Origin of the sequence: Methylobacterium sp. OAE515 (genome assembly GCF_041806315.1) — a bacterium.
GTDB classification, from domain to species: Bacteria; Pseudomonadota; Alphaproteobacteria; order Rhizobiales; family Beijerinckiaceae; genus Methylobacterium; species Methylobacterium tardum.
In genome coordinates this window covers 3,644,077-3,663,982 of the sequence record NZ_JBGMUV010000001.1, presented here as the reverse complement: position 1 = coordinate 3,663,982, position 19,906 = coordinate 3,644,077, and the positions used below count along the sequence as shown (strand labels likewise).

The 19,906-nt window shown below is 70.5% G+C and carries 14 protein-coding genes and 2 pseudogenes; 7 read left to right on the top strand and 9 right to left on the bottom strand.

Going from position 1 to position 19,906, the window contains the following annotated elements:
- Positions 1 to 45: 45 nt before the first annotated feature.
- From ABIE45_RS17845 to ABIE45_RS17820, 6 genes are all read left to right on the top strand, one after another.
- Positions 46 to 222 carry a hypothetical protein gene (locus ABIE45_RS17845; RefSeq protein WP_192711122.1) on the top strand — a complete coding sequence of 59 codons (177 nt, stop codon included), beginning with the start codon at positions 46 to 48 and terminating at the stop codon, positions 220 to 222.
- A gap of 407 nt (positions 223 to 629) precedes the next feature.
- Complete coding sequence (glmS, locus tag ABIE45_RS17840; protein ID WP_373622425.1) at positions 630 to 2,456, top strand: glutamine--fructose-6-phosphate transaminase (isomerizing); 1,827 nt, start codon at positions 630 to 632, stop codon at positions 2,454 to 2,456.
- Between the two features lie 167 nt (positions 2,457 to 2,623).
- A complete protein-coding gene (locus ABIE45_RS17835; protein WP_192710097.1) occupies positions 2,624 to 4,471 on the top strand; it encodes a glycosyltransferase in 1,848 nt (615 codons plus the stop codon).
- 79 nt (positions 4,472 to 4,550) lie between these two features.
- The gene (locus ABIE45_RS17830; protein WP_192710096.1) at positions 4,551 to 4,712 is read left to right on the top strand and encodes a YqaE/Pmp3 family membrane protein; all 162 of its coding nucleotides are present in this window, start codon (positions 4,551 to 4,553) and stop codon (positions 4,710 to 4,712) included.
- 31 nt (positions 4,713 to 4,743) lie between these two features.
- Entirely contained in the window at positions 4,744 to 4,998 is a 255-nt protein-coding gene (locus tag ABIE45_RS17825; protein WP_192710095.1) for a hypothetical protein, read from the top strand.
- A 344-nt stretch (positions 4,999 to 5,342) separates the two neighbouring features.
- Positions 5,343 to 5,561: a hypothetical protein gene (locus tag ABIE45_RS17820; RefSeq protein ID WP_192710094.1), complete on the top strand. Its 219-nt coding sequence runs from the start codon at positions 5,343 to 5,345 to the stop codon at positions 5,559 to 5,561.
- Positions 5,562 to 5,959: 398 nt separating this feature from the next.
- On the opposite strand, the pseudogene ABIE45_RS17815 reads toward ABIE45_RS17820, so the two are convergent.
- The 9 genes and pseudogenes from ABIE45_RS17815 to ABIE45_RS17775 form a co-directional block, all read right to left on the bottom strand.
- A pseudogene (locus tag ABIE45_RS17815) lies at positions 5,960 to 6,433 on the bottom strand (ABC transporter permease subunit); the annotation flags it as partial.
- A gap of 380 nt (positions 6,434 to 6,813) precedes the next feature.
- Positions 6,814 to 7,606 (bottom strand): annotated as a pseudogene (locus tag ABIE45_RS17810) (taurine ABC transporter ATP-binding protein).
- A gap of 24 nt (positions 7,607 to 7,630) precedes the next feature.
- Positions 7,631 to 8,638: a taurine ABC transporter substrate-binding protein gene (gene tauA / locus ABIE45_RS17805; RefSeq protein WP_192710091.1), complete on the bottom strand. Its 1,008-nt coding sequence runs from the start codon at positions 8,636 to 8,638 to the stop codon at positions 7,631 to 7,633.
- Between the two features lie 331 nt (positions 8,639 to 8,969).
- Positions 8,970 to 10,646 (bottom strand): methyl-accepting chemotaxis protein, encoded by a 1,677-nt coding sequence (locus ABIE45_RS17800; RefSeq protein ID WP_192710090.1) that lies wholly within the window; start codon positions 10,644 to 10,646, stop codon positions 8,970 to 8,972.
- 605 nt (positions 10,647 to 11,251) lie between these two features.
- Positions 11,252 to 12,832, bottom strand: a complete 1,581-nt coding sequence (gene garD, locus ABIE45_RS17795) for a galactarate dehydratase (protein WP_192710089.1) — start codon at positions 12,830 to 12,832, stop codon at positions 11,252 to 11,254.
- Positions 12,833 to 12,888: 56 nt separating this feature from the next.
- Positions 12,889 to 13,776: a 2-hydroxy-3-oxopropionate reductase gene (locus ABIE45_RS17790; protein ID WP_192710088.1), complete on the bottom strand. Its 888-nt coding sequence runs from the start codon at positions 13,774 to 13,776 to the stop codon at positions 12,889 to 12,891.
- A gap of 24 nt (positions 13,777 to 13,800) precedes the next feature.
- Complete coding sequence (locus tag ABIE45_RS17785) at positions 13,801 to 14,565, bottom strand: HpcH/HpaI aldolase/citrate lyase family protein (RefSeq protein WP_192710087.1); 765 nt, start codon at positions 14,563 to 14,565, stop codon at positions 13,801 to 13,803.
- 134 nt (positions 14,566 to 14,699) lie between these two features.
- On the bottom strand, positions 14,700 to 15,590 hold the full coding sequence (locus ABIE45_RS17780) for a LysR substrate-binding domain-containing protein (RefSeq protein ID WP_192710086.1): 891 nt from the start codon (positions 15,588 to 15,590) through the stop codon (positions 14,700 to 14,702).
- Positions 15,591 to 15,666: 76 nt separating this feature from the next.
- Positions 15,667 to 16,800 carry a branched-chain amino acid ABC transporter substrate-binding protein gene (locus tag ABIE45_RS17775; protein WP_192710085.1) on the bottom strand — a complete coding sequence of 378 codons (1,134 nt, stop codon included), beginning with the start codon at positions 16,798 to 16,800 and terminating at the stop codon, positions 15,667 to 15,669.
- A 416-nt stretch (positions 16,801 to 17,216) separates the two neighbouring features.
- On the opposite strand from ABIE45_RS17775, the gene ABIE45_RS17770 reads away from it, so the two are divergent.
- The gene (locus tag ABIE45_RS17770; RefSeq protein WP_192710107.1) at positions 17,217 to 19,886 is read left to right on the top strand and encodes a glucosidase; all 2,670 of its coding nucleotides are present in this window, start codon (positions 17,217 to 17,219) and stop codon (positions 19,884 to 19,886) included.
- Positions 19,887 to 19,906: the final 20 nt, after the last annotated feature.

The following is a 19,906-nucleotide window of genomic DNA, read 5'->3' as shown; positions in this document are numbered from 1 at the left end:
CCCCTGCCGTGTTGTCCCGGCGGGACACAGCAGCAGGAGACGCCGATGGACAAGGACCGCGAGTTGTCGAAGGAGCCGCCGATCTCCGACGGGCAGAGCTACCGTCCGCGGGACGAGACCATCGCGCAGACGGGCGGCGGCCTGCCGAACGACACGGGCGAGCCGGTGGAGATCGACGAGGCCGAGGCCGAGCGCATCGAGAAGAAGATCCGCGACCTCTAGGGCTGCGACCGTCCGTGGTGCGCCACGCTCCGGGCGTGGTGCGCGCTCTGGCGAGCCGCGACACGGAGCCTCTGTCCCATCCCTGCCCTCATCCTGAGGTGCCCGCGGCAGCGGGCCTCGCAGGGGGCTCCAGGGATCGTGCGGCCGGCTGGAGGGCTCCTTCGAGGCGGCCGCGGTGCGGCCGCACCTCAGGATGAGGGCCAGGGTGGGATGACCCACCTTGACGCGACGGCCCGTAGGCTATGGTCGACCGCCGCGACGTCATTGGGAACGGCTCTCGCCGGCGCCCCTGCCGGCGGGGTCGGCCGCCCGGCTTGGTCCGGGGCTGGCCCTTGTCGGCGTGGATCCGGTAGAAGGCGCGCGAGAGCCCGCGCGGCGCTCCGGGCGCGAGAGCGAGAGACACATCCATGTGCGGCATCGTCGGCATCGTCGGGCGCGACGCGGTGGCGGGGCAGGTGATCGAGGCCCTGCGCCGGCTCGAATACCGCGGCTACGACTCCGCCGGGCTGGCCACCCTCGAGCACGGCCGGCTGGCGCGCCGCCGCGCCGCCGGCAAGCTCGCCAACCTCGAGGCCAGGCTCGCGCAGGAGCCGCTCACCGGCACGATCGGCATCGGCCACACCCGCTGGGCCACCCACGGCCGGCCCAACGAGACCAACGCCCACCCCCACGCCACCCACAACCTCGCGGTCGTGCACAACGGCATCATCGAGAACTTCCGCGCGCTGAAGCAGGAGCTCGAGGCCGACGGCGTCGTGTTCGAGACCGAGACCGACACCGAGGTCGTCGCCCAGCTGGTCAGCCGCGCCATCGACCAGGGCCTCGGGCCGGTGGCGGCGGTCGAAGCCGCCCTGCCGCGGCTGCGCGGCGCCTTCGCGCTCGCCTTCCTGTTCGCCGGTGAGGACAACCTGCTGATCGGCGCCCGCCACGGCGCGCCGCTGGCGATCGGCTTCGGCGCGGGCGCGATGTATCTCGGCTCCGACGCCCTGGCGCTGGCCCCCTTCACCGACGCGATCACCTATCTCGACGAGGGCGACTGGGCGATCCTCGCCCGCGACGGCGCCGAGATCCGCGATGCGTCCGGGGCGGTCGTCCAGCGCCCGCGCCAGACGATCGCCACCCAGGCCTACCGGATCGACAAGGGCGCCTATCGCCACTTCATGGCCAAGGAGATCCATGAGCAGCCCGAGGTGGTCGGCCGGACGCTCGCCCACTACGTCGACCTGGCCAGCAGCCGGGTGGTGCTGCCCGAGGCGCTGCCGTTCGACTTCGCCCGGCTCAGCCGGGTGTACATCACCGCCTGCGGCACGGCGTACTATGCCGGCCTGGTGGCGCGCTACTGGTTCGAGCAGCTGGCGCGGCTGCCGGTGGAGATCGACGTCGCCTCCGAGGCGCGCTACCGCGAGGCGCCGCTGGAGCGGGACGGGCTGACGCTGGTGATCTCGCAATCGGGCGAGACCGCCGACACGCTGGCCTCGCTGCGCTACGCCAAGAGCCAGGGCCAGCACACCTTGAGCGTGGTCAACGTGCCGAGCTCGACGATCGCGCGGGAATCGTCGGTGGTGATGCCGACGCTGGCGGGTCCGGAGATCGGGGTGGCCTCGACGAAGGCGTTCTCGTGCCAGCTGACGGTTCTGTTGTGCCTGGCGATCGCGGCGGGGCGGGCGCGGGGCACGCTGGACGCGTCGGGCGAGGCGCGGCTGGTGGAGGCGCTGATCCGGGTGCCGGGTCTGATGGCGGAGGCGCTGACCCGGGAGGGGGCGATCGAGGCTGTGGCGCGCGAGGTCGCGCAGGCGCGGGACGTTCTGTATCTGGGCCGGGGCACGAGCTACCCGATGGCGCTGGAGGGTGCGCTGAAGCTGAAGGAGATCAGCTACATCCACGCGGAGGGCTACGCGGCGGGCGAGCTGAAGCACGGTCCGATCGCGCTGATCGACGCGAGCGTGCCGGTGATCGTGATCGCGCCGCATGACGGGGTGTTCGAGAAGACGGTGTCGAACATGCAGGAGGTGGCCGCGCGCGGCGGGCGGATCGTGCTGATCGGGGACGCGCAGGGGGCGGCGGCGCACGGTCTGGAGACGCTGGCGACGGTGACGATGCCGGCGCTCGAGCCGAGCGTGGCGCCGATCGTGTACGCGGTGCCGATCCAGCTGCTGGCCTACCACACCGCCGTGATCATGGGCAAAGACGTCGACCAGCCCAGAAACCTCGCCAAATCGGTGACGGTGGAGTGACACCGCGGATCATCGGCGGCCCGGTCGCAATCCAGATCGGCCTGAACGTGGCGACCGCACGCGTGTTCCATGCCGTTTACGCGGGCGGTGGATGTCGGGCCGATGCCGAAGACGTGTGGGGCGATTCGGATGTCGCCAGCCCGGCGGTTGTATACTGAAGAAGAACGGTGCTCGACGGGAACGGGCAGGCTGGCGGCGCGGCCGTACCGGTATGGGCGATGACGCAGGGCTGCGCGCGGATGGCAGGCATGGATCGTGCGATCATCGAGGCATCCGGCCTCTTCAATCGGTCCTGGTACGGAACGGCCTACCGGGCGATGCTCGGGCCGGATGCGGATCCGCTCGAGCACTTTCTCGAAACGGGAGCCGCGCGCGATTGCCGGCCGAATCCGTTGTTCGATGTCGCCTATTACCGGCGCCAGGCCGCGGCCCTGCGCGCAGGCGACAATCCGCTGGTGCATTACATCGTGACCGGTTCAGGCTTGAACCTGAATCCGAGCAGCGTGTTCGACAGTGTCTGGTACAGGAAGCACGGGTCGTTTGGCGCTCAGAAAAGCCCGCAGACGTTGCTGGGCCATTTCCTTCATGTCGGCCGATACTGTGGCCTGAGACCCAACGCGTTCTACGACGATGGGTATTACAGGTCCGCCTATCCCGATGTCGTGGCGGCGGGTTGTGACCCGCTCTACCATTTCGAGATGTGGGGAGAGGCGGAGGGGCGGCATCCGGCGGAAGGAATCGCGCCGGCATCCCTGCAGGCGCTCGCCGACGCCGAGGGGATCACCGGCGATGCCGGCAGACGGATCGCCCAGCTCGTCGCCCGGAGGCCCGGAACGTCGTTCGCGGACTTGGCGGCGGCCGCAACCGAGACGCAGACGCAGAGGCTCGATCGGATGCGGACCTCGGAGGGGACGGACAGGTCCGCAATTCTGGTCATCGGGCATGCCCTCGGCGGTGGCGTGCGCCGCTTCATCGACGAGCGGATCGCGGTCTTGGTGGAGGATCGCGACGTGCTGGCCTTGGCCGCTGCCCCAGGCGGTTTCGTCCTGCAATACCGGACGGTCGCTCAGACGCTCGATCTGTTCATCCCGGCTGTTGAGACAGGCCGGCTGCATGACATCATCAAAGATATCAATCTGTGTGCGGCGGAAATCCATCATACCCACGGCTTCAAGGATCTCGAATCCTTGATCGAGGGACTGGATATCCCGATCGACCTCTATCTGCACGATTACTACCTCGTCTCGCCGCAGCCGCATCTGTTAGGCCCGGATAGCCGTTTCGTCGGGGACGATCTGGAACTTCACCATGCGGAGCTGGAGCGCGCCGCGATCGTTCCGGGCCCGCTTACGGTCCGGTCGTGGCAGAGATCGCAGCGTTGGCTGTTCGAAAGGGCCCGACAGGTGATCGCGCCCGCACACGATGTCCGCCGGCGCATCAGGACGATCTATCCCGAGCTTGAGATCTCGGTGATCCCCCATGAACGTGACACCCTCCTGAAGGACAGCCGGGCCCGCACGCCGCGGGTGCGGGCCCGGCCCGGACGACCGATGACGGTCGCGCTGCTCGGCTATCTCCAGACGCACAAGGGGATCGACGTCGCGCGGGCCGTCTTCGATCTGGCGCGCCGGAGAGGTCTTGACCTGACGTTCGTGATCATCGGGTATTGTGATGACGTTCGCGAACTCGGACCCAATGTACGGGTGACCGGCCGCTACGCGGATCGGGACCTCGAGAGCATCCTCGTCGACGAGGCGCCCGATCTCGTGTGGTACCCCGCCCAGTGCCCGGAAACCTGGTCCTACACATTGACCGCCGCCTTGCGGCTGAACCTGCCGGTTCTCTGTTCCGACATCGGTGCCTTCGCCGAGCGGATCGCGGGGGTCGAGCACGGCAGGACGTTCCCGTGGGACGCCGCGCCGGTCGCGTGGCTGACCTGCATGGTCGACCAGTTGAGCGGCCTCGCGCGTGATCCGGGAGGCCGTGCGGCCGACTGGGACCATGCGCGGTGCTGATCCAGTCCGACTGCACCCGGAGGGCTACCGCACACCGGCCTGGCGCCTATGTCACCCCCGGCAAGGAGCCGTTCCAACCATGATCATGATCCTCATCTGCTTCCTGGCGCCATGGCTTGCCATGTTCCTGCGCGGGAAGGTGTTCCAGGGCATCCTCTGCATTCTTCTTCACCTGACGATCATCGGATGGATCCCGGCGACGATCTGGGCACTTATCGTCACCCGCAGGGAAGCCGCCTGACGCGCTTCCGGCGCCGCACGAGGACGGAGAGATGCCGCCCAAGCTCACCAAGGCGATCATCGGGGCGGTCATCGCCGTCGCCCTCGCGGCGGCCGTCTCTTACGGCCTGATCAGCCAGCAGACCTCCGACTCGATCCAGACGCAGGCGAACCAGACCCTGCAGAACGATCAGGCCGCGCCCGCTCCGGGGCAGAAGCCGCCGCCGCCACCCGAGAACACGATTCCGCAGGCCCCCGGCCAGCCCGGGTCTTCGCCCCAGCCTCCGGCGCCGACGCCGCAGCGGTAGCGGCACCGTCCGGACGAGCGCGGTTCTCTTCTGACTGCCACCCGGTCTGCCCCGCTCCCTGTGTCGGACCGGCGATCCTGGGGACGGCGTCGCCGATCAACAACCTTGCGCGCGGCGCAGTCACGTCACCGATTGTTGGCGTGCGAAGGACCGGGCCGCGCTTCGGGTCGAGATCACCGGGAACGGCGACACGACGAAGGAGCCCATAGGAGGCCGCGCACCGACGGCGGCCCGCCGCCGGCCAGAAATCGGCGCGCGCCTCCTGCATTCGTGGGGCGCGGTCACCCGCAACCGGATCTAGCTTTCCCCTCGGCGCAGCGCCTGCGCCCCGTGGGAGGACGAAGATGGACTCTGCCTTGATCCCTGCGCTCCGGCGCAACCTTGCCCTGTTCGCGCTCGCGTTCGCCGCCGCCGCCCTGGCTTTCGGCACCGTCATGCTGACCGTGCCGCCGACCAGCGAGGCCGCGGTCCCGAGTGTCTCGGATGACGGACTCATCCCGCCGGTCACCAATTGCGAGTTCCTGCCGACCGGCGACGTCGACAGCTGCACGGTCTACCGGTGAGTGCGTGAAGCCCGGCCGCGTGCGGCCGGGCCGGTGGCGCAGGGCCGTACGGTCGCAGCCCCAGGCAGGTTTGAACCCTGGAGGTGCGAAAGGATCCTCTTCGCCTCAGCCAGCAGCACGCCGTGGCGGGCACCCGAGAGTGCGCGACGAGCCCGCCCGCCCAACCGGAGGTCCCGCACCGGCCTCGACCGCGCGGCGCGTTGCGTGAGAGGCTCTCACCTCTTGGGTCAGACCTCTTGGGTCGGACTTCTTGGCGGGTCAGACCTTTTGGCGGACTCGGAGAAGCCGGAGCTTTCCCGGTGCGGACCAGCCTGCCGGGTCAGGGCACGTCCGACGAACGACGACGTCCAGTCGGCGGGGTGTCGTGCGTCGACGGAGTGCCGAGGCCTCACTCGGGTCTAGGATTGTCCCTTCCAGGGCACCAGCACGCGCTCGAGCCAGCGCAGGCCGAGTTCGAACAGGGTCGCGAACAGGCCGATCACCAGGATGCCCATCACCACCACATCGGTGCGCAAAAAGTTGGAGGCGTTGAGGACGAGCTGACCGAGGCCGGCCTGGGCCGCCACCATCTCGGCGGCGACCAGGGTGGTCCAGCCCACGCCCATGCCGATCCGCAGGCCGATCAGGATCTCCGGCATCGCCGCGGGGATCACCACGTGGCGCAAGACCTGCGCGCGGCTCGCCCCGAGGGCGCGCGCCGCATGGATCTGGTCGCGGGAGGCGGAGAGCACGCCGGCCCGGGTGGACAGGGCGACCGGCGCGAAGCAGGCGAGGAAGATCAGCAGGACCTTGGACAGCTCGCCGATCCCGAACCAGATGATCATGAGCGGCAGGTAGGCCAGCGGCGGCAGCGGCCGGTAGAACTCGATCAGCGGGTCGAGAAGGCCGCGCGCGATCCGGCTCGTGCCCATGGCGAGCCCGGCGGGGATCCCCAGCAGGGCGGCGAGCCCGAAGGCGCCGACGACGCGCAGGAGGCTGTCCCGGACGTGGAGGCCGAGCGGCGCACCGTCGATCGCGCCGGTCCAGGCCTGGCCGAAGGCCGACAGGATCGCCTCCGGCGCCGGCAGGAACAGCGGCTTGACCCAGCCGGCTCGCGTGGCGATCACCCAGAGGCCGAGGACCGCCAGCGTTGTGACGAGGCTGACCACCGGAACCAGCGCCGTGCCCCGGAGCCACGCTCCGCCGCGGAGCCACGCACTATCGCGGCGTCGCGCCGGATCCGCCGGGGCCGTCGCGTCCGGGGGCCGCCCGGTCATCGGCCCTCTCCGGGCGGCGCGTCGGCGCGGCGGTGGATGCGCCCGAGCACGCGCTCGCGCATGGCGATGAAGGCGGGATCCGACTTCACGGCCCGGGTGTCGCGGCCGCCCACCACCGCGCGCGAGAAGGGCAGCTCCAGCGTCTCGACGATGCGGGCCGGGACGCGGGCTCATGATCACCAGCCGGGTCGCGAGGAACACCGCCTCCTCGACGTCGTGCGTGATGAAGAAGGCCATCTTGCCGGTCCGGTGCCAGATCTGGAGGATCAGCTCCTGGACCTGCTCGCGGGTGAAGGCGTCGAGCGCCCCGAGGGGCTCGTCCATCAGCAGGACGCGCGGGTCGCTGGCGAGCGCCCGGGCGAGGCCGACCCGCTGCTGCATGCCCCCGGAGAGTTCGTAGACCTTCCGGTCGGCGCAGTCGGGCAGGCCCACGAGGTCGAGCATCGCCCGGGCGATACGGCGCCGCTCCGCCCGGGGAGCGCCCCGCATCCTAGGTCCGAACGCCACGTTCTCGGCGACGTCCAGCCAGGGCATCAGGGCGTGGCACTGGAACACCACGCCCCGGTCGGCCCCCGGCCCCCGGATCGGCACGCCGTCGAGGAGGATCCGGCCCTGCGTGGGTTCGAGGAATCCCGCGATGGCCGAGAGCAGCGTGGTCTTGCCGCAGCCCGACGCGCCGAGCGCAACCACGAATTCCCCCGGCCGGATCGTCAGGTCGATCTGCGCGAGGGCGTCGACCGCGGAAGGCCCTGCCCCGTAGCGGACGCTGAGGTTGCGGATCTCGATCATGAGCCACTCCGGTCCGGAGGCGGGCTATTTCCGGGCCGCGTCCACGTACTCCCCGGTGACGTGCCGACCGTAATCCGGCGCGAGCGCCTGGACGCGGCCTTGAGCCTTCAGGAATTCCGCGGTCTCTGTCAGGGCCTTGGTGGCGCCGCCGCTGAGCCACGCCGGGGAGGCCTGGGCCTCCAGGGTCGGGAAACGGTAGGCCGCGAGGCTCGCCGGCACCTCCGCTGGCGCCGAGCCGGTGATCCGGGCGATGGCCGCCACCTCCGGCGCGTCGGCGGCCCAGGGTTTGGCGGCGTAGGCGGCGTCCTGGGCGGCAATCAGCTTCACCAGGGTGACCAGGAAATCCCGGTTCTGGGCCGCCCAGGCCCGGTCGACGACCAAGCCGTCGAAGGTGGCCTTGCCCCTGCGGGCGAGGTCGCCCGCCGAGACCACCACGGTGCCGGATTTCTTTACCCGGGCCAGCACGGGATCCCAGATGAAGGTGGCGTCGATGTCGCCCCGCTCCCAGGCGGCGGCGATCTCGGGCGGGCGCATGTTCAGGATCCGGACGTCGGCCTGGGTAAGCCCGGCCTCCGCCAGCGCGGCGATCAGCTGGTAGTGCGACGTCGACACGAAGGGCACCGCGATCGTCTTGCCGCGCAGGTCGGCCACGCTGGCCACGCCGCTGCGCGCCACGAGCTGCTCGGCATCGGCGATCTCGTCGAGGATCCAGAACAGCTGGATGTCGAGCCCCTGGGAGGCGGCCGCGGCGATCGGGCTCGATCCCGCCTCCCCGATCTGGACATTGCCCGAGGCCATGGCGCGGATCACGTCGCCGCCGCCGCCGAACTTGCGCCAGTTCACCGTGTAGCCGGTGGCCTTCTCGAGAACTCCCGAGGCCATCAAGGCCCGGAACGGGATGACCATGTCCTGGTGAGCGAAGGTGACCGACCGGTCGGCGGCCCGAACGCCGCCCGCCGTGAGCGGGCCGAGGATCAGGAATGCCAGGGCCGCGCGCGCGACGCGGCGGCAGGAACGCAGTGCTGTAGCCATGAACGGAGCCCCTCGGCGAGACGACTCAAGAATCGCGTCGGCTCGCCGTCGGGAAAGTCGGACACGCTTGGCTTTCGACGCAAGAGCCTGAGCGGCCGGCAAGATCAGGTTAGAAGTTCAATCTCCTGACGGATCGATATCCGCAAGCATTGATCCATGCCTTCGTCTCTGGCCGCAGCAGACAAACTCCGAGTCCGTGCCCTGCCTCTGCGGAAGTGCTTGCTCTGTGCGAGGTCTCGACGCATCGGCATGTCTGGATCCGAGCATCCGGGATGACGGCCGGTCGTTTCGGGGCCGACCGGCCGTCAAACGCTTCGGATCGAAGGCTGCCTCAGGCGGCGCGGACGGTGCCGAGGAAACGCCCGACCTCGGCGGCGAGGTGCTCGGACTGGCGCGACAGCTCGGAGGCCGCGCCGAGCACCTGGCTCGCCGCCGCCCCGGTCTCCTCCGCCGCGCCCGCCACGCCCGCGATGGTCCCGGTCACCGCGCCGGTGCCGGCCGCCGCCTGCGTGACGTTGCGCACGATCTCCTGCGTGGCCGCGCCCTGCTCCTCCACCGCCGCCGCGATGCCCGCCGCCACCCCGTTGATCTCCCGGATCCGGCTCGTGATCGCCCCGATCGCCCCCACCGCCTGACCCGTCACCCCCTGGATGCGCGCGATCTGCCCCGAGATCTCGCCGGTCGCCCGCGCGGTCTGCTCGGCCAGCGCCTTCACCTCGGAGGCCACCACCGCAAAGCCCCGGCCCGCCGCACCCGCGCGCGCCGCCTCGATCGTGGCGTTGAGCGCCAGCAGGTTGGTCTGGCCGGCGATCGAGGCGATCAGCCCGACCACGTCGCCGATCTTGGCCACGGCGGTGTTCAGCTCCTGCACCAGCGCGCCGGTCTGGTCGGCTTCCGCCGCCGCGACCCGGGCAAGTTCCGACGAGCCCTGCACCTGCCGGCCAATCTCCTGCACGGAGGAGCCGAGTTCCTCGGTCGCCGCCGCGACCGTGTTGACGTTGCTGGCGGCCTCTTCCGCGGCGGCCGCGACCGTGCCGGACTGGGCCGAGGTCTGGCCGGCGAGCGCCGACATCGCACCCGCCGTGGCCTGCAGCTCGGTGGCCGAGGCCGAGACCTGGCCGACGATGCCGCCGACCGCAGCCTCGAACCGGTCGGCCATCTCGCGCATCCCGGCCTTGCGCTGCTCCTCCGCGGCCAGCCGCGCCTGCGCGGTCTCCGCCTCCAGCTGCCGCGTCCGGATCAGGTTCTCCTTGAACACCTGGACGGCGGCGGCCATCCGGCCGACCTCTTCGGCGGTTCCGGAGCGGGGCACGTCGCGGCCGAGATCGCCCGCGGCGAGGCCGTCCATCGTGTCGGTCAGCGCCCGGATCGGCCGGGTGACGCCGCGTCCGATCAGCGTCGCCAGCCCGGCGATCAGGAGCGCGGCGAGAGCGGCTCCGGCGAGCAGGCGCTGGAGCGCCGGCTGCACCTGGGCGGCGGTATCGTCCGCGTAGATGCCGGTGCCGATGATCCAGCCCCAGGGCACGAAGCCCTTCACGTAGGAGATCTTGGCCACGGGCTGATCCAGGCCGGGCTTCGGCCACATGTAAGGGACGAAGCCCGCACCGTCGCGGCGGACCTGATCGACCATGTCGACGAACAGGTGCTTGCCGGTCGGGTCCGCGAGGCCGCCGATATCCTGGCCGATCAGCTCGGCCTTCGGATGCATGACCATGCGCGGATGCATGTCCTGGATCCAGAAATACTCGTTCCCGGCGTAGTGCAGGCCGCGGATCTCCGCGACGGCCCCGGCCTGGGCGGCGGCGCGGCTCATCCGCCCCGCCCGCTCCTCCCCCTCGAAATAGGCCAGCACCCCGTGTGCCGCCTCGACCAGCGTGCGGGTCTGCGCCGCGCGCGCGTCGCCGATCACCCGGGACAGGTCCCAGGCCGCGAGCCCGATCAGCAGCGCCATGCCGAGCAGGGCCGTCGCGGTGATCATCTGGAGACGCGTGCCGATGCGCAGGGTCATGATGGGCCGATGAAATCCGATGGGAGGCGCGGCAGCGCATGGCGGTCCCGGAGCTGGGCGGCCATGCGGGCGTGCACGGAAAGGGTCGTGGAGGCTATAAGGGACCGCGCACCGGGAAGTTCGGCGGTAGAAAGCGGATTACATCGGCAAAGGTAATAAGTAGTTATAGGGAAGTTCGATCGTTATAAGTTGCATTATGCTGCGTATTTAGGCCGCACTGACATAGGTTGTGATAACGCCGGGCCTCCGGGATGCGGTGGCGTCGCGCCGATAGCATGCGGACCCGCCGGCAAGCGTCGCGACGGCGGCCGCAGCCCGCCGCGTCATCCCGGGGCCGCGCAGCGGAACCCGGGATCCGGACCCGCCGGCGCGTCAGGTGCTGGCCGCGCGGTAGTTCCGGATTGTCCGCCTCCGGCGTGCCCTTCGGGACCGAGCACGCCTGCGGCGCCCCGGATTGACGGCGCGGGGCGCCGGTGGGGTGAGGACCGCACGTGGCGTTTCCCGTCGACGGCTTCGCCGACGGGCTCACGCGCCCCGGGCCACCGCGCTGCGCGGGTGAGCACGGACAGGGCTGCTGCGTCCGAAGACCGCGACCGGAAGCCGGCTCAGGTGATCGGCGCGGGATTGAACAGCGTCAGATCGTTGAACAGCCCCCACTGATCCGACCAGGGGCGCTTGCGCCCGCTCGCCACGTCCAGGATCAGGTGGAACAGCTCCCAGCCGACCTCCTCGATCGTGGCCTCGCCGGTGGCGATGCGGCCGGCATCGAGGTCGATCAGGTCGGACCAGCGCTCGGCGAGCTCGGTCCGGGTGGCGACCTTAATCACCGGCGCCTGGGCGAGTCCGTAGGGCGTGCCGCGGCCGGTGGAGAAGACCTGCAAGGTGATTCCCGAGGCGAGCTGCAGCGTGCCGCAGACAAAGTCGCTCGCCGGGGTCGCGGCGAAGATCAGGCCTTTTTCGCGCACGCGCTCGCCAGGGGCCAGCACGCCGGAAATGGCGCCGGTGCCGGACTTTGCCACTGAGCCCAGGGCCTTCTCGACGATGTTGTTGAGGCCGCCCTTCTTGTTGCCCGGCGAGGGGTTCGCCCGGCGGTCGGCCTCGCCCTTGGCCAGATAGGCGTCGTACCACGCCATCTCGCGGATCAGCGCCTCGGCGACCTCCGGGCTCTTCGCCCGGGGGGTCAGGAGATGGATCGCGTCGCGCACCTCGGTCACTTCCGAGAACATCACCGTAGCGCCGCAGCGGACCAGCAGATCGGCCGCGAAGCCGAGCGCCGGGTTGGCGGTGACGCCCGAGAAGGCGTCGCTGCCGCCGCATTGCAGGCCGACCACCAGCTCGGAGGCCGGGCAGGTCTCGCGCGTCCGGCGGTTCAGCACCTCCAGGCGGGCCTCCGCCATCGACAGGATGCTGTCGATCATGGCCGAGAAGCCGTGGTGGCGCTCGTCCTGCAGCCGCACCACCCCGTCGCCCGCCGCGCCGTTGTCGGGCAGGAGCCGCTCCGAGACCAGCTTCTCGCAGCCGAGGCCGACGACCATGACCTCGCCGCCGAAATTCGGGTTCTGCGCGAGGCTCTGGAGCGTCCGGATCGGCACCACCGCCTCGGGGGCGTTGATGGCGACGCCGCAGCCATAGGCGTGGGTCAGGCCGACCACGTCGTCAACGTTGGGATAGCGCGGCAGCAGCTCCTGCTTGATCCGCCGGATCGCCACGTCGAGGGTGCCGGCGACGCATTGCACGCTGATCGAGATCGCCAGGATGTTCTTGGTGCCCACCGACCCGTCCGGGTTGCGGTAGCCCTCGAAGGAGTAGCCTTCGAGCGGCGGCAGAGGGGCCGGCACGCGGGTGGCCATCTCCAGGGCGTCGAGGGCGGGGGCGAGCGGCGTCGCGACGCGGGATTCCTCCACCCAGGCGCCCCGCGGGATCGGTTGCGTCGCGATGCCCACCACCTCGCCATAGCGGCGGACCTCGCCGCCCTCCGGGATGTCGGTGAGCGCGACCTTGTGGCCCTGCGGCACGAACTCGACGAGTTCCAGCCCGTCCGGGAACACCGTGCCGGCCGGCAGCCCGAAGGCGTTGACCACGATCGCGACGTTGTCGCGCGCGCTCAGGCGGATCGTGCGCGGGACGTCTCCGGCCTTCGCGCCGTTCTGGCGCGGGCGGGTCGGGGCTTCGATCTCGGCCTGCATCGGATGCTCCTTCGTGACGCTCCCGTTCGGGGTCCGTGTCGTGGTCCGGCGCGCGCTCAGGAGGCGTCGCCGACCGCGTGGTTCGCCAGGGCCTCCAGGGCCTTCACCATGGCCGAATGATCCCAGGCTGCGCCGCCCTGGGCCACGCAGGCCGAGAACAGCTGCTGGGCCAGCGCCGTCGCGGGCAGGCTGAGGCCGAGCGTCCGAGCATTGTCCAGGGCGAGGTTGAGGTCCTTCTGGTGCAGGCCGATGCGGAAGCCCGGGTCGAAGGTCCGCTTGATCATCCGCTCGCCGTGCAGCTCCAGGATCCGCGACGTGGCGAGGCCGCCGGTGATCGCCTGCCGCACCTTGGCGGGATCCGCGCCGGCCTTCGAGGCGAACAGCAGCCCCTCGGCCACCGCCTCGATGGTCAGGGCGACGATGATCTGGTTGGCGACCTTGGCCACCTGTCCGGACCCGACCGGGCCGACATGGGTCACGGTCTTGCCCATCGCCTCGAAGAGCGGCCGGGCGCGCTCGAAATCCTCCGGCTCGCCGCCGACCATGATCGACAGCGCGGCGTTCTTCGCCCCGACCTCGCCGCCCGAGACCGGCGCGTCGAGATAGGCACCGCCCCGCGCGGCGACCCGGACGGCGAAATCCTTGGTGGCGAGCGGCGCGATCGAGCTCATGTCGATGACGGTTTTGCCCGGGCTGAGGCCCTCGGCGACGCCCCCGGCGCCGAACAGCACCTGCTCGACGTCCGGGGTGTCGGGCAGCATCAGGATGATCGTGTCGGATCGCTTCGCGACCTCGGCGGCGGTGGCGCAGGCCGTGCCGCCCGCGGCCAGCAGCGCGTCCGGGACGCTGCGCCGGCTCTTGAGGAACAGGCTGTGGCCCGCCGCAATCAGGTGACCCGCCATGGGCGTGCCCATGATGCCGAGGCCGATGAATCCGATGTTCATGGGGAGCGATCCCGGTTGTGGCGTTCAGGCGCGGAAGCGGGCGGCGAGCGCCTCGGAGCCGCGGGCGAGCAGCCCCATATCGGAGCCCACCGCGGTGAAGCGGGTGCCGGCGGCGATGTAGCGGCGGGCCAGCTCCTCGCTCGGCGTGAGGATGCCGGCCTGCTTGCCGGCCTTGACGATCCGGGCGACCGCCGCCTCGATGGTGCGGACCACCTCCGGATGACCCTGCTGGCCGAGATAGCCGAGGCTGGTCGACAGGTCGCCGGGCCCGATGAACACGCCGTCCACGCCCTCGACGGCGGCGATCGCGTCCAGATTGTCGAGGGCGCGGCGGGACTCGACCTGCACCGCCACGAAGATCTCGGCCTCGCAGCGGGTGTGGTAGTCCTTGATCCGGCCGAACCGGGCGGCGCGGGGCGCCTGCGAGAAGCCGCGGATGCCGCGGGGCGCGTAGCGCGTCGCCGCGACCACCCGGGCAGCCTGCTCGGCATCGTCGATGTTGGGGATCATCAGCGACTGCGCGCCGGCGTCGAGGATGCGCTTGATCGTGATCGGGTCGTCGCTCGGCACCCGCACCATCGGGTGGGTGCCGCCTTCCATCATCGCCTGGAGCTGGGCGTAGATGTCCCGGAGGTCGTTGGCCGAGTGCTCCATGTCGAGGAGCAGCCAGTCGAACCCGGCCCCGGCGACCACCTCGGTGGAGATGGGGCTCGCGAGGCTGCACCACAGGCCGATCTGCTGGTGCCCCTCGGCGAGGGCCGCCTTGAAGCGGTTGGTGAGGCTGTCCATCGCGAATCCTCCTGAGCGCCGGCGCGTCGCGGCGTCTGCGCGCCGTCCACCGCAACAGGCGCACCCTTCGGCAGCGCAGTCAAAGCCAAAGTCTGGATCGATCGATGCCGCACATGCATCGATCGGCCCGCAATTCACGGCGACGGCATGTCCGCCAGGACCGAGACCAGCTGGGCGATCAGGGGCTCGTCCGCCGCGCGCCGCCAGGCCAGCACCAGCTCGACCGGCCGCGGCGCGGGCAGCGCGAGGGGTCGGAACACGACATCCTCGAAGCGCAGGCGCTCGGCCGCCGCCGGCACGAGGGCGATCCCCAGGGCCGAGCGGACGAGGGCCAGGATCGAGTGGATCTGGGTGAGCTGCTGCACGATCCGCGGCGGGATGCCGGCCTCGGTGAACAGGCCGAGGACGAGGTCGTGGAAGTAGCGCGCCTCGTTCGGCGCGTAGGCGATGAGCGGTTCCAGACCGAGGTCGCCGGGGGTGAGCCGGTCGCGCAGCGCCAGGGGATTGCCCGCGGGCAGCGCCACCACGAGCGGCTCGGCCAGCGCCCGGACGGCGATCAGGTCGGGATGCGTCACCGGTGGCCGCACCAGGGCGGCGTCGATGCGGCCGGCGAGGAGTTCCTCGACCTGATCCTTGCTGACCATCTCGCGCAGGGAGAGCGTCACGTCCGGCAGCGTCTGCCGGAGCGCGGTGACGAGGCGCGGCAGGAAATCGTAGGCCGAGGCCGCGGTGAAGCCGAGCTTGAGCACGCCGGCGCGGCCCGCCGCCACCTGCCGGGTGACGTGGGTCGCGGTCTCGGCGAGCCGCAGGATGCGCTGCGCCTCGGGCAGGAAGCTGCGCCCGGCCGCCGTCAGCCGGACGGAGCGGCTGTTGCGTTCCAGCAGCTGCACGTCGAGGACGCGCTCCAGAACCTGGATCTGCCGCGACAGGGGCGGCTGCGTCATGTTCAGCCGGGCGGCGGCACGGCCGAAATGCAGCTCCTCCGCCACGGCGGCGAAACACCGGAGCTGGCTGAAATCGAACATGGAGGCTCCCTGACGCGAAGCGGCGGCGGAGCATAGAGCCTCGGCGGCCGCCGCGTCCCGGCGGGCCGGACGGACCTCACCGCGTGAGTTCGTTGCCGGCGTAGTCGATCTTGCCGTCGGGACCCTTCCTCCAGGCGTACATGACGTAGTCGGGCCGGGTGATATCGCCCTTCCTGTCGTAGGCGATCGGGCCGATCACGGTGTCGATCGGCTGACCCCGGTGCAGCCAGTCCGCGAGCGTCCGGCCGTCGCTCGAGCCGGTCTCGGCCATCGCCTTCGCCAGCACCTGCACGGCCGCGTAGCCGTAGAGCGTGTAGGCGTCGGGATCGATGGACCTGGCCTTGAAGGCCGCCACCACGGCCTGGGCATGGGGGTTCCGGCGTGCGTCCGGCCCGAAGGTCATCAGCGTGCCCTCGGCCGCCGGCCCGGCGATCTGCGCGAACTCCTTGGGGGCGAGCCCATCCCCGCCCGCCAGGATCGCCCTGAGGCCCTGGTCGCGCATCTGGCGCAGGATCAGCCCGGCCTCCGTGTGGTAGCCGCCGTAATAGACCACGTCGGCGTTCGCCGACTTCAGCTTGGACACGAGGGCCGAGTAGTCCTTCTCGCCCGGATTGATGCCCTCGAACAGCACCTCCCGGCCGCCCTTGGCCTTGAGGGCCTTCAGGGTCTCCTCGGCCAAGCCCTTGCCGTAAGGCGACTTGTCGTGGATCACGGCGATCTTCTTGTCCTTGAAGTGATCGGCGAGATAGGCGCCCGCCACCGCGCCCTGCTGGTCGTCGCGGCCGCAGGTGCGGAACGTGTTCCACAGGCCGCGCTCGGTGAACTTCACGTTCGTGGAGGCGGGGGTGACCTGGATGATGCCGGCGTCGAGATAGACGTCGGAGGCCGGGATCGACACGCCCGAGTTGAAGGCGCCCACGACCATCTTCACGCCGTCGCCGGCGAGCTTGTTGGCCACCGAGACGCCCTGCTTCGGGTCCGAGGCGTCGTCGCCGACGACCGTCTCGAAGATCCGGCCCCCGACCCCGCCGGCCGTGTTGATGTCGGCGATCGCCTGCCCGGCGCCGGTCCGGATCTGCGCCCCGAAGGCCGCGTACGGTCCGGTGATGCCGACGGCGATCCCGATCTTCACCGGGCCGTTCTTCTCCTCGGCCTGCGCGGCGCAGAGCATCAGAAGGCCGGTGACGGCGGCAAGGCGCAGGCTTCGCATCGGTCTCCCCTGGTGCTCGGCGCGACGGGCTGGACGTGTCGCGCAAGATCTGACCCGGCCCAACCTGCGACTCGGCAGCAATGAAGCCGGTATCCTGATTGTTCGGGGGGGTATTCCAATTCGTCAAGTCATGAAAATCGGGAGCAATCCCATGTAATTTGAAAAGGTGCGCGCATCTTGATGACGATACAAATAATTTATGGCCGAAAGATATTTATGAGTTCGCCATCTTGGTCGCGGAATAGAACTCCAAAACCCTGATCTCCGGTTCGTGTCCCGTGCGGCCACCGGCCTCGCGCGGCGTGGCGTCGATGATGCATCCGGCCGGCGTCGCCGTCGCAGCCTGCGAGACCGATGACCGCTTTGCACATGCCCTGCCCGCGCCCCGCCCGATCCCCGCGCCGGGGACGCGGCTGATGGAGCCGCCCGAGGACGGTTCCGTCGCCTGGGCGGAGCGCCGCCGGATCGCCGAGCAGGGCCGGGGCGACCGGGCGTGGTCCCTCTGGGGCCCGTATCTCAGCGAGCGGCAATGGGGGACGGTCCGGGAGGATTACAGTTCCGACGGCGATGCCTGGCGCGCGCTGACGCACGAGGAGGCCCGGTCCCGCGCCTACCGCTGGGGCGAGGACGGGCTGGCCGGGATCTGCGACGAGCGCGGCGGCCTCAACCTGGCGCTGGCCCTGTGGAACGGCCGCGACCGCATCCTCAAGGAGCGCCTGTTCGGCCTGACCAACCAGGAGGGCAACCACGGCGAGGACGTGAAGGAGGTCTACCACTACCTCGATGCCGTCCCGAGCCACGCCTATCTCCGGATGCTCTACCGCTATCCGCAGGGCGCCTTCCCGTACGAGGATCTGGTCCGCGAGAACCTGGCGCGCGGCCGCGACCAGCCCGAATACGAGATCGACGAGACGGGGATCTTCGCGGGCGACCGGTTCTTCGACGTCACGGTGGAATACGCCAAGGCCGATGCCGACGACATCTACGCGGTGATCACCGCGCTCAACCGCGGCCCCGAGACCGCTGACCTCCACGTCGTCCCGCTTCTCTGGTTCCGCAACACGTGGTCCTGGCAGGCCGGGCAGGCGCGTCCGCGGATCGCCCGCGCGCCCGACGGGGGCGTGGTCTGCACCCACGAGCGGCTGGGGCCGTACCGCCTAGCCTTCGACGGCGCGCCGGACCTGCTGTTCTGCGAGAACGACACCAACCTGCGGCGCCATGGCGGACAGCCCGACGCCCCCGGTCCGTTCAAGGACGGGCTCCACGCGGCGATCGTCGAGGGCGACGCCGCGGCGGTGCGGCGGGATGCCGGGACCAAGCTCGGCCTCCACTACGCGCTGCGGCTGGAGCCCGGGGCGAGCGCCCGGATCCGGCTGCGGCTCTCGGCGGGCGCGCGCATCCGCGCCGTCGACGGCGACGGGTCCACGATCCGGCAGCGGCGGGCCGAGGCGGACGCGTTCTACGAGGAATTGCAGGACGGCATCGCGGACCCGGATGCCCGCGCCATCTTCCGGCAGGCCGCCGCCGGGCTGATCTGGTCGAAGCAGCTCTACTGCTACGACGTGCGGCGCTGGCTGGTGGGCGACCCGCTCCAGCCCGCGCCGCCGCGCGGGCGGGACGGCGGCCGCAACAGCCAGTGGCAGCACTTCGCGGCGGCCGACGTCCTGTCGATGCCCGACACCTGGGAATACCCGTGGTTCGCCGCCTGGGACCTGGCGTTCCACTGCCTGCCGCTGGCGCTGCTCGACCCCGGCTTCGCCAAGAAGCAGCTCCTGCTGCTGACCCGCGAATGGTACATGCACCCGAACGGGCAGCTCCCGGCCTACGAGTGGGAGTTCGGCGACGCCAACCCGCCGGTCCATGCCTGGGCCGCCTACCGGGTGTTCGAGATCGACCGGGACCGGCGCGGCGGGCGCGGCGACATCGCCTTCCTGGAGGGCGTGTTCCACAAGCTCCTGATCAACTTCACCTGGTGGGTGAACCGGAAGGACGCGCAGGGACGCAACGTCTTCCAGGGCGGCTTCCTGGGGCTCGACAATGTCGGGGTGTTCGACCGCTCGCGCCCGCCCCCGGGCTTCGGGGTGGTCCATCAGGCCGACGGCACCGCCTGGATGGCGATGTACGCGCTCAACATGATGCGCATCGCCCTGGAGCTCGCCCTGCACAACGACGTCTACGAGAGCACCGCCTCGAAGTTCTTCGAGCACTTCCTGCTCATCGCCGAGGCAATGACCGACATGGGCGGCGAGGGCTTCGGCCTGTGGGACGAGGCCGACGAGTTCTACTACGACGAGGTCGACATCCCGGGCGGCGGGATGCTGCCCCTGCGGGTCCGCTCCATGGTCGGGCTGGTGCCGCTCTTCGCCGTGGAGGTGATCGAGCCCTCCGTGCTGCAGCGCCTGCCGGACTTTGCCCGGCGCCTGAACTGGGTGCTGGAGAACCGGCCCCACCTCGCCCGGCTGGTCTCGCGCTGGACAGAGGGCGGCGTGAAGGACCGCAAGCTCCTGTCGCTGCTGCGCGGCCACCGCATGAAGGCGCTGCTCCGGCGCATGCTCGACGAGGCGGAGTTCCTCTCGCCCTACGGCGTGCGCTCGCTCTCGAAGGTCCACCGCGACGCGCCCTACGTGCTCAACGAGCTGGGCGCGTCGTTCACGGTCCGGTACGACCCGGCCGACTCGACCTCCAACATGTTCGGCGGCAACTCGAACTGGCGCGGTCCGGTCTGGATGCCGATGAACTACCTCATCGTCGAGGCTCTTCGGCGCTTCCATACCTATTACGGCGACGACTTCCTGGTGGAGTACCCGACGGGCTCAGGGTCCCAGTGCACGCTGAGCGCGATCGCCGACGCCCTGGAGGACCGCCTGATTGCCCTGTTCGCCCGGGATCCGGAGGGCCGCCGGCCCGCCCTGGGCGACAGGGCGCCGAGCCTCACGGCGCCGGGCGCCGAAGAGGCCCTGCTGTTCCACGAGTTCTTCGACGGGGATACCGGCCGGGGACTCGGTGCCTCGCACCAGACCGGCTGGACGGCGCTGATCCTCACCTTGCTGCGCGACCGCGCGCGGTCACGGGAGGCGCCCCGCTAGGGCCATTCCCGAACGTGTTG

Bases quoted from the DNA above. Each gene is read 5' to 3' on its own strand.
- ABIE45_RS17845 (WP_192711122.1), top strand. From the start codon at position 46: ATGGACAAGGACCGCGAGTTGTCGAAGGAGCCGCCGATCTCCGACGGG.
- glmS (WP_373622425.1), top strand. From the start codon at position 630: ATGTGCGGCATCGTCGGCATCGTCGGGCGCGACGCGGTGGCGGGGCAG.
- ABIE45_RS17830 (WP_192710096.1), top strand. From the start codon at position 4,551: ATGATCATGATCCTCATCTGCTTCCTGGCGCCATGGCTTGCCATGTTC.
- ABIE45_RS17825 (WP_192710095.1), top strand. From the start codon at position 4,744: ATGCCGCCCAAGCTCACCAAGGCGATCATCGGGGCGGTCATCGCCGTC.
- ABIE45_RS17820 (WP_192710094.1), top strand. From the start codon at position 5,343: ATGGACTCTGCCTTGATCCCTGCGCTCCGGCGCAACCTTGCCCTGTTC.
- tauA (WP_192710091.1), bottom strand. From the start codon at position 8,638: ATGGCTACAGCACTGCGTTCCTGCCGCCGCGTCGCGCGCGCGGCCCTG.
- ABIE45_RS17800 (WP_192710090.1), bottom strand. From the start codon at position 10,646: ATGACCCTGCGCATCGGCACGCGTCTCCAGATGATCACCGCGACGGCC.
- garD (WP_192710089.1), bottom strand. From the start codon at position 12,832: ATGCAGGCCGAGATCGAAGCCCCGACCCGCCCGCGCCAGAACGGCGCG.
- ABIE45_RS17790 (WP_192710088.1), bottom strand. From the start codon at position 13,776: ATGAACATCGGATTCATCGGCCTCGGCATCATGGGCACGCCCATGGCG.
- ABIE45_RS17785 (WP_192710087.1), bottom strand. From the start codon at position 14,565: ATGGACAGCCTCACCAACCGCTTCAAGGCGGCCCTCGCCGAGGGGCAC.
- ABIE45_RS17780 (WP_192710086.1), bottom strand. From the start codon at position 15,590: ATGTTCGATTTCAGCCAGCTCCGGTGTTTCGCCGCCGTGGCGGAGGAG.
- ABIE45_RS17775 (WP_192710085.1), bottom strand. From the start codon at position 16,800: ATGCGAAGCCTGCGCCTTGCCGCCGTCACCGGCCTTCTGATGCTCTGC.
- ABIE45_RS17770 (WP_192710107.1), top strand. From the start codon at position 17,217: ATGGAGCCGCCCGAGGACGGTTCCGTCGCCTGGGCGGAGCGCCGCCGG.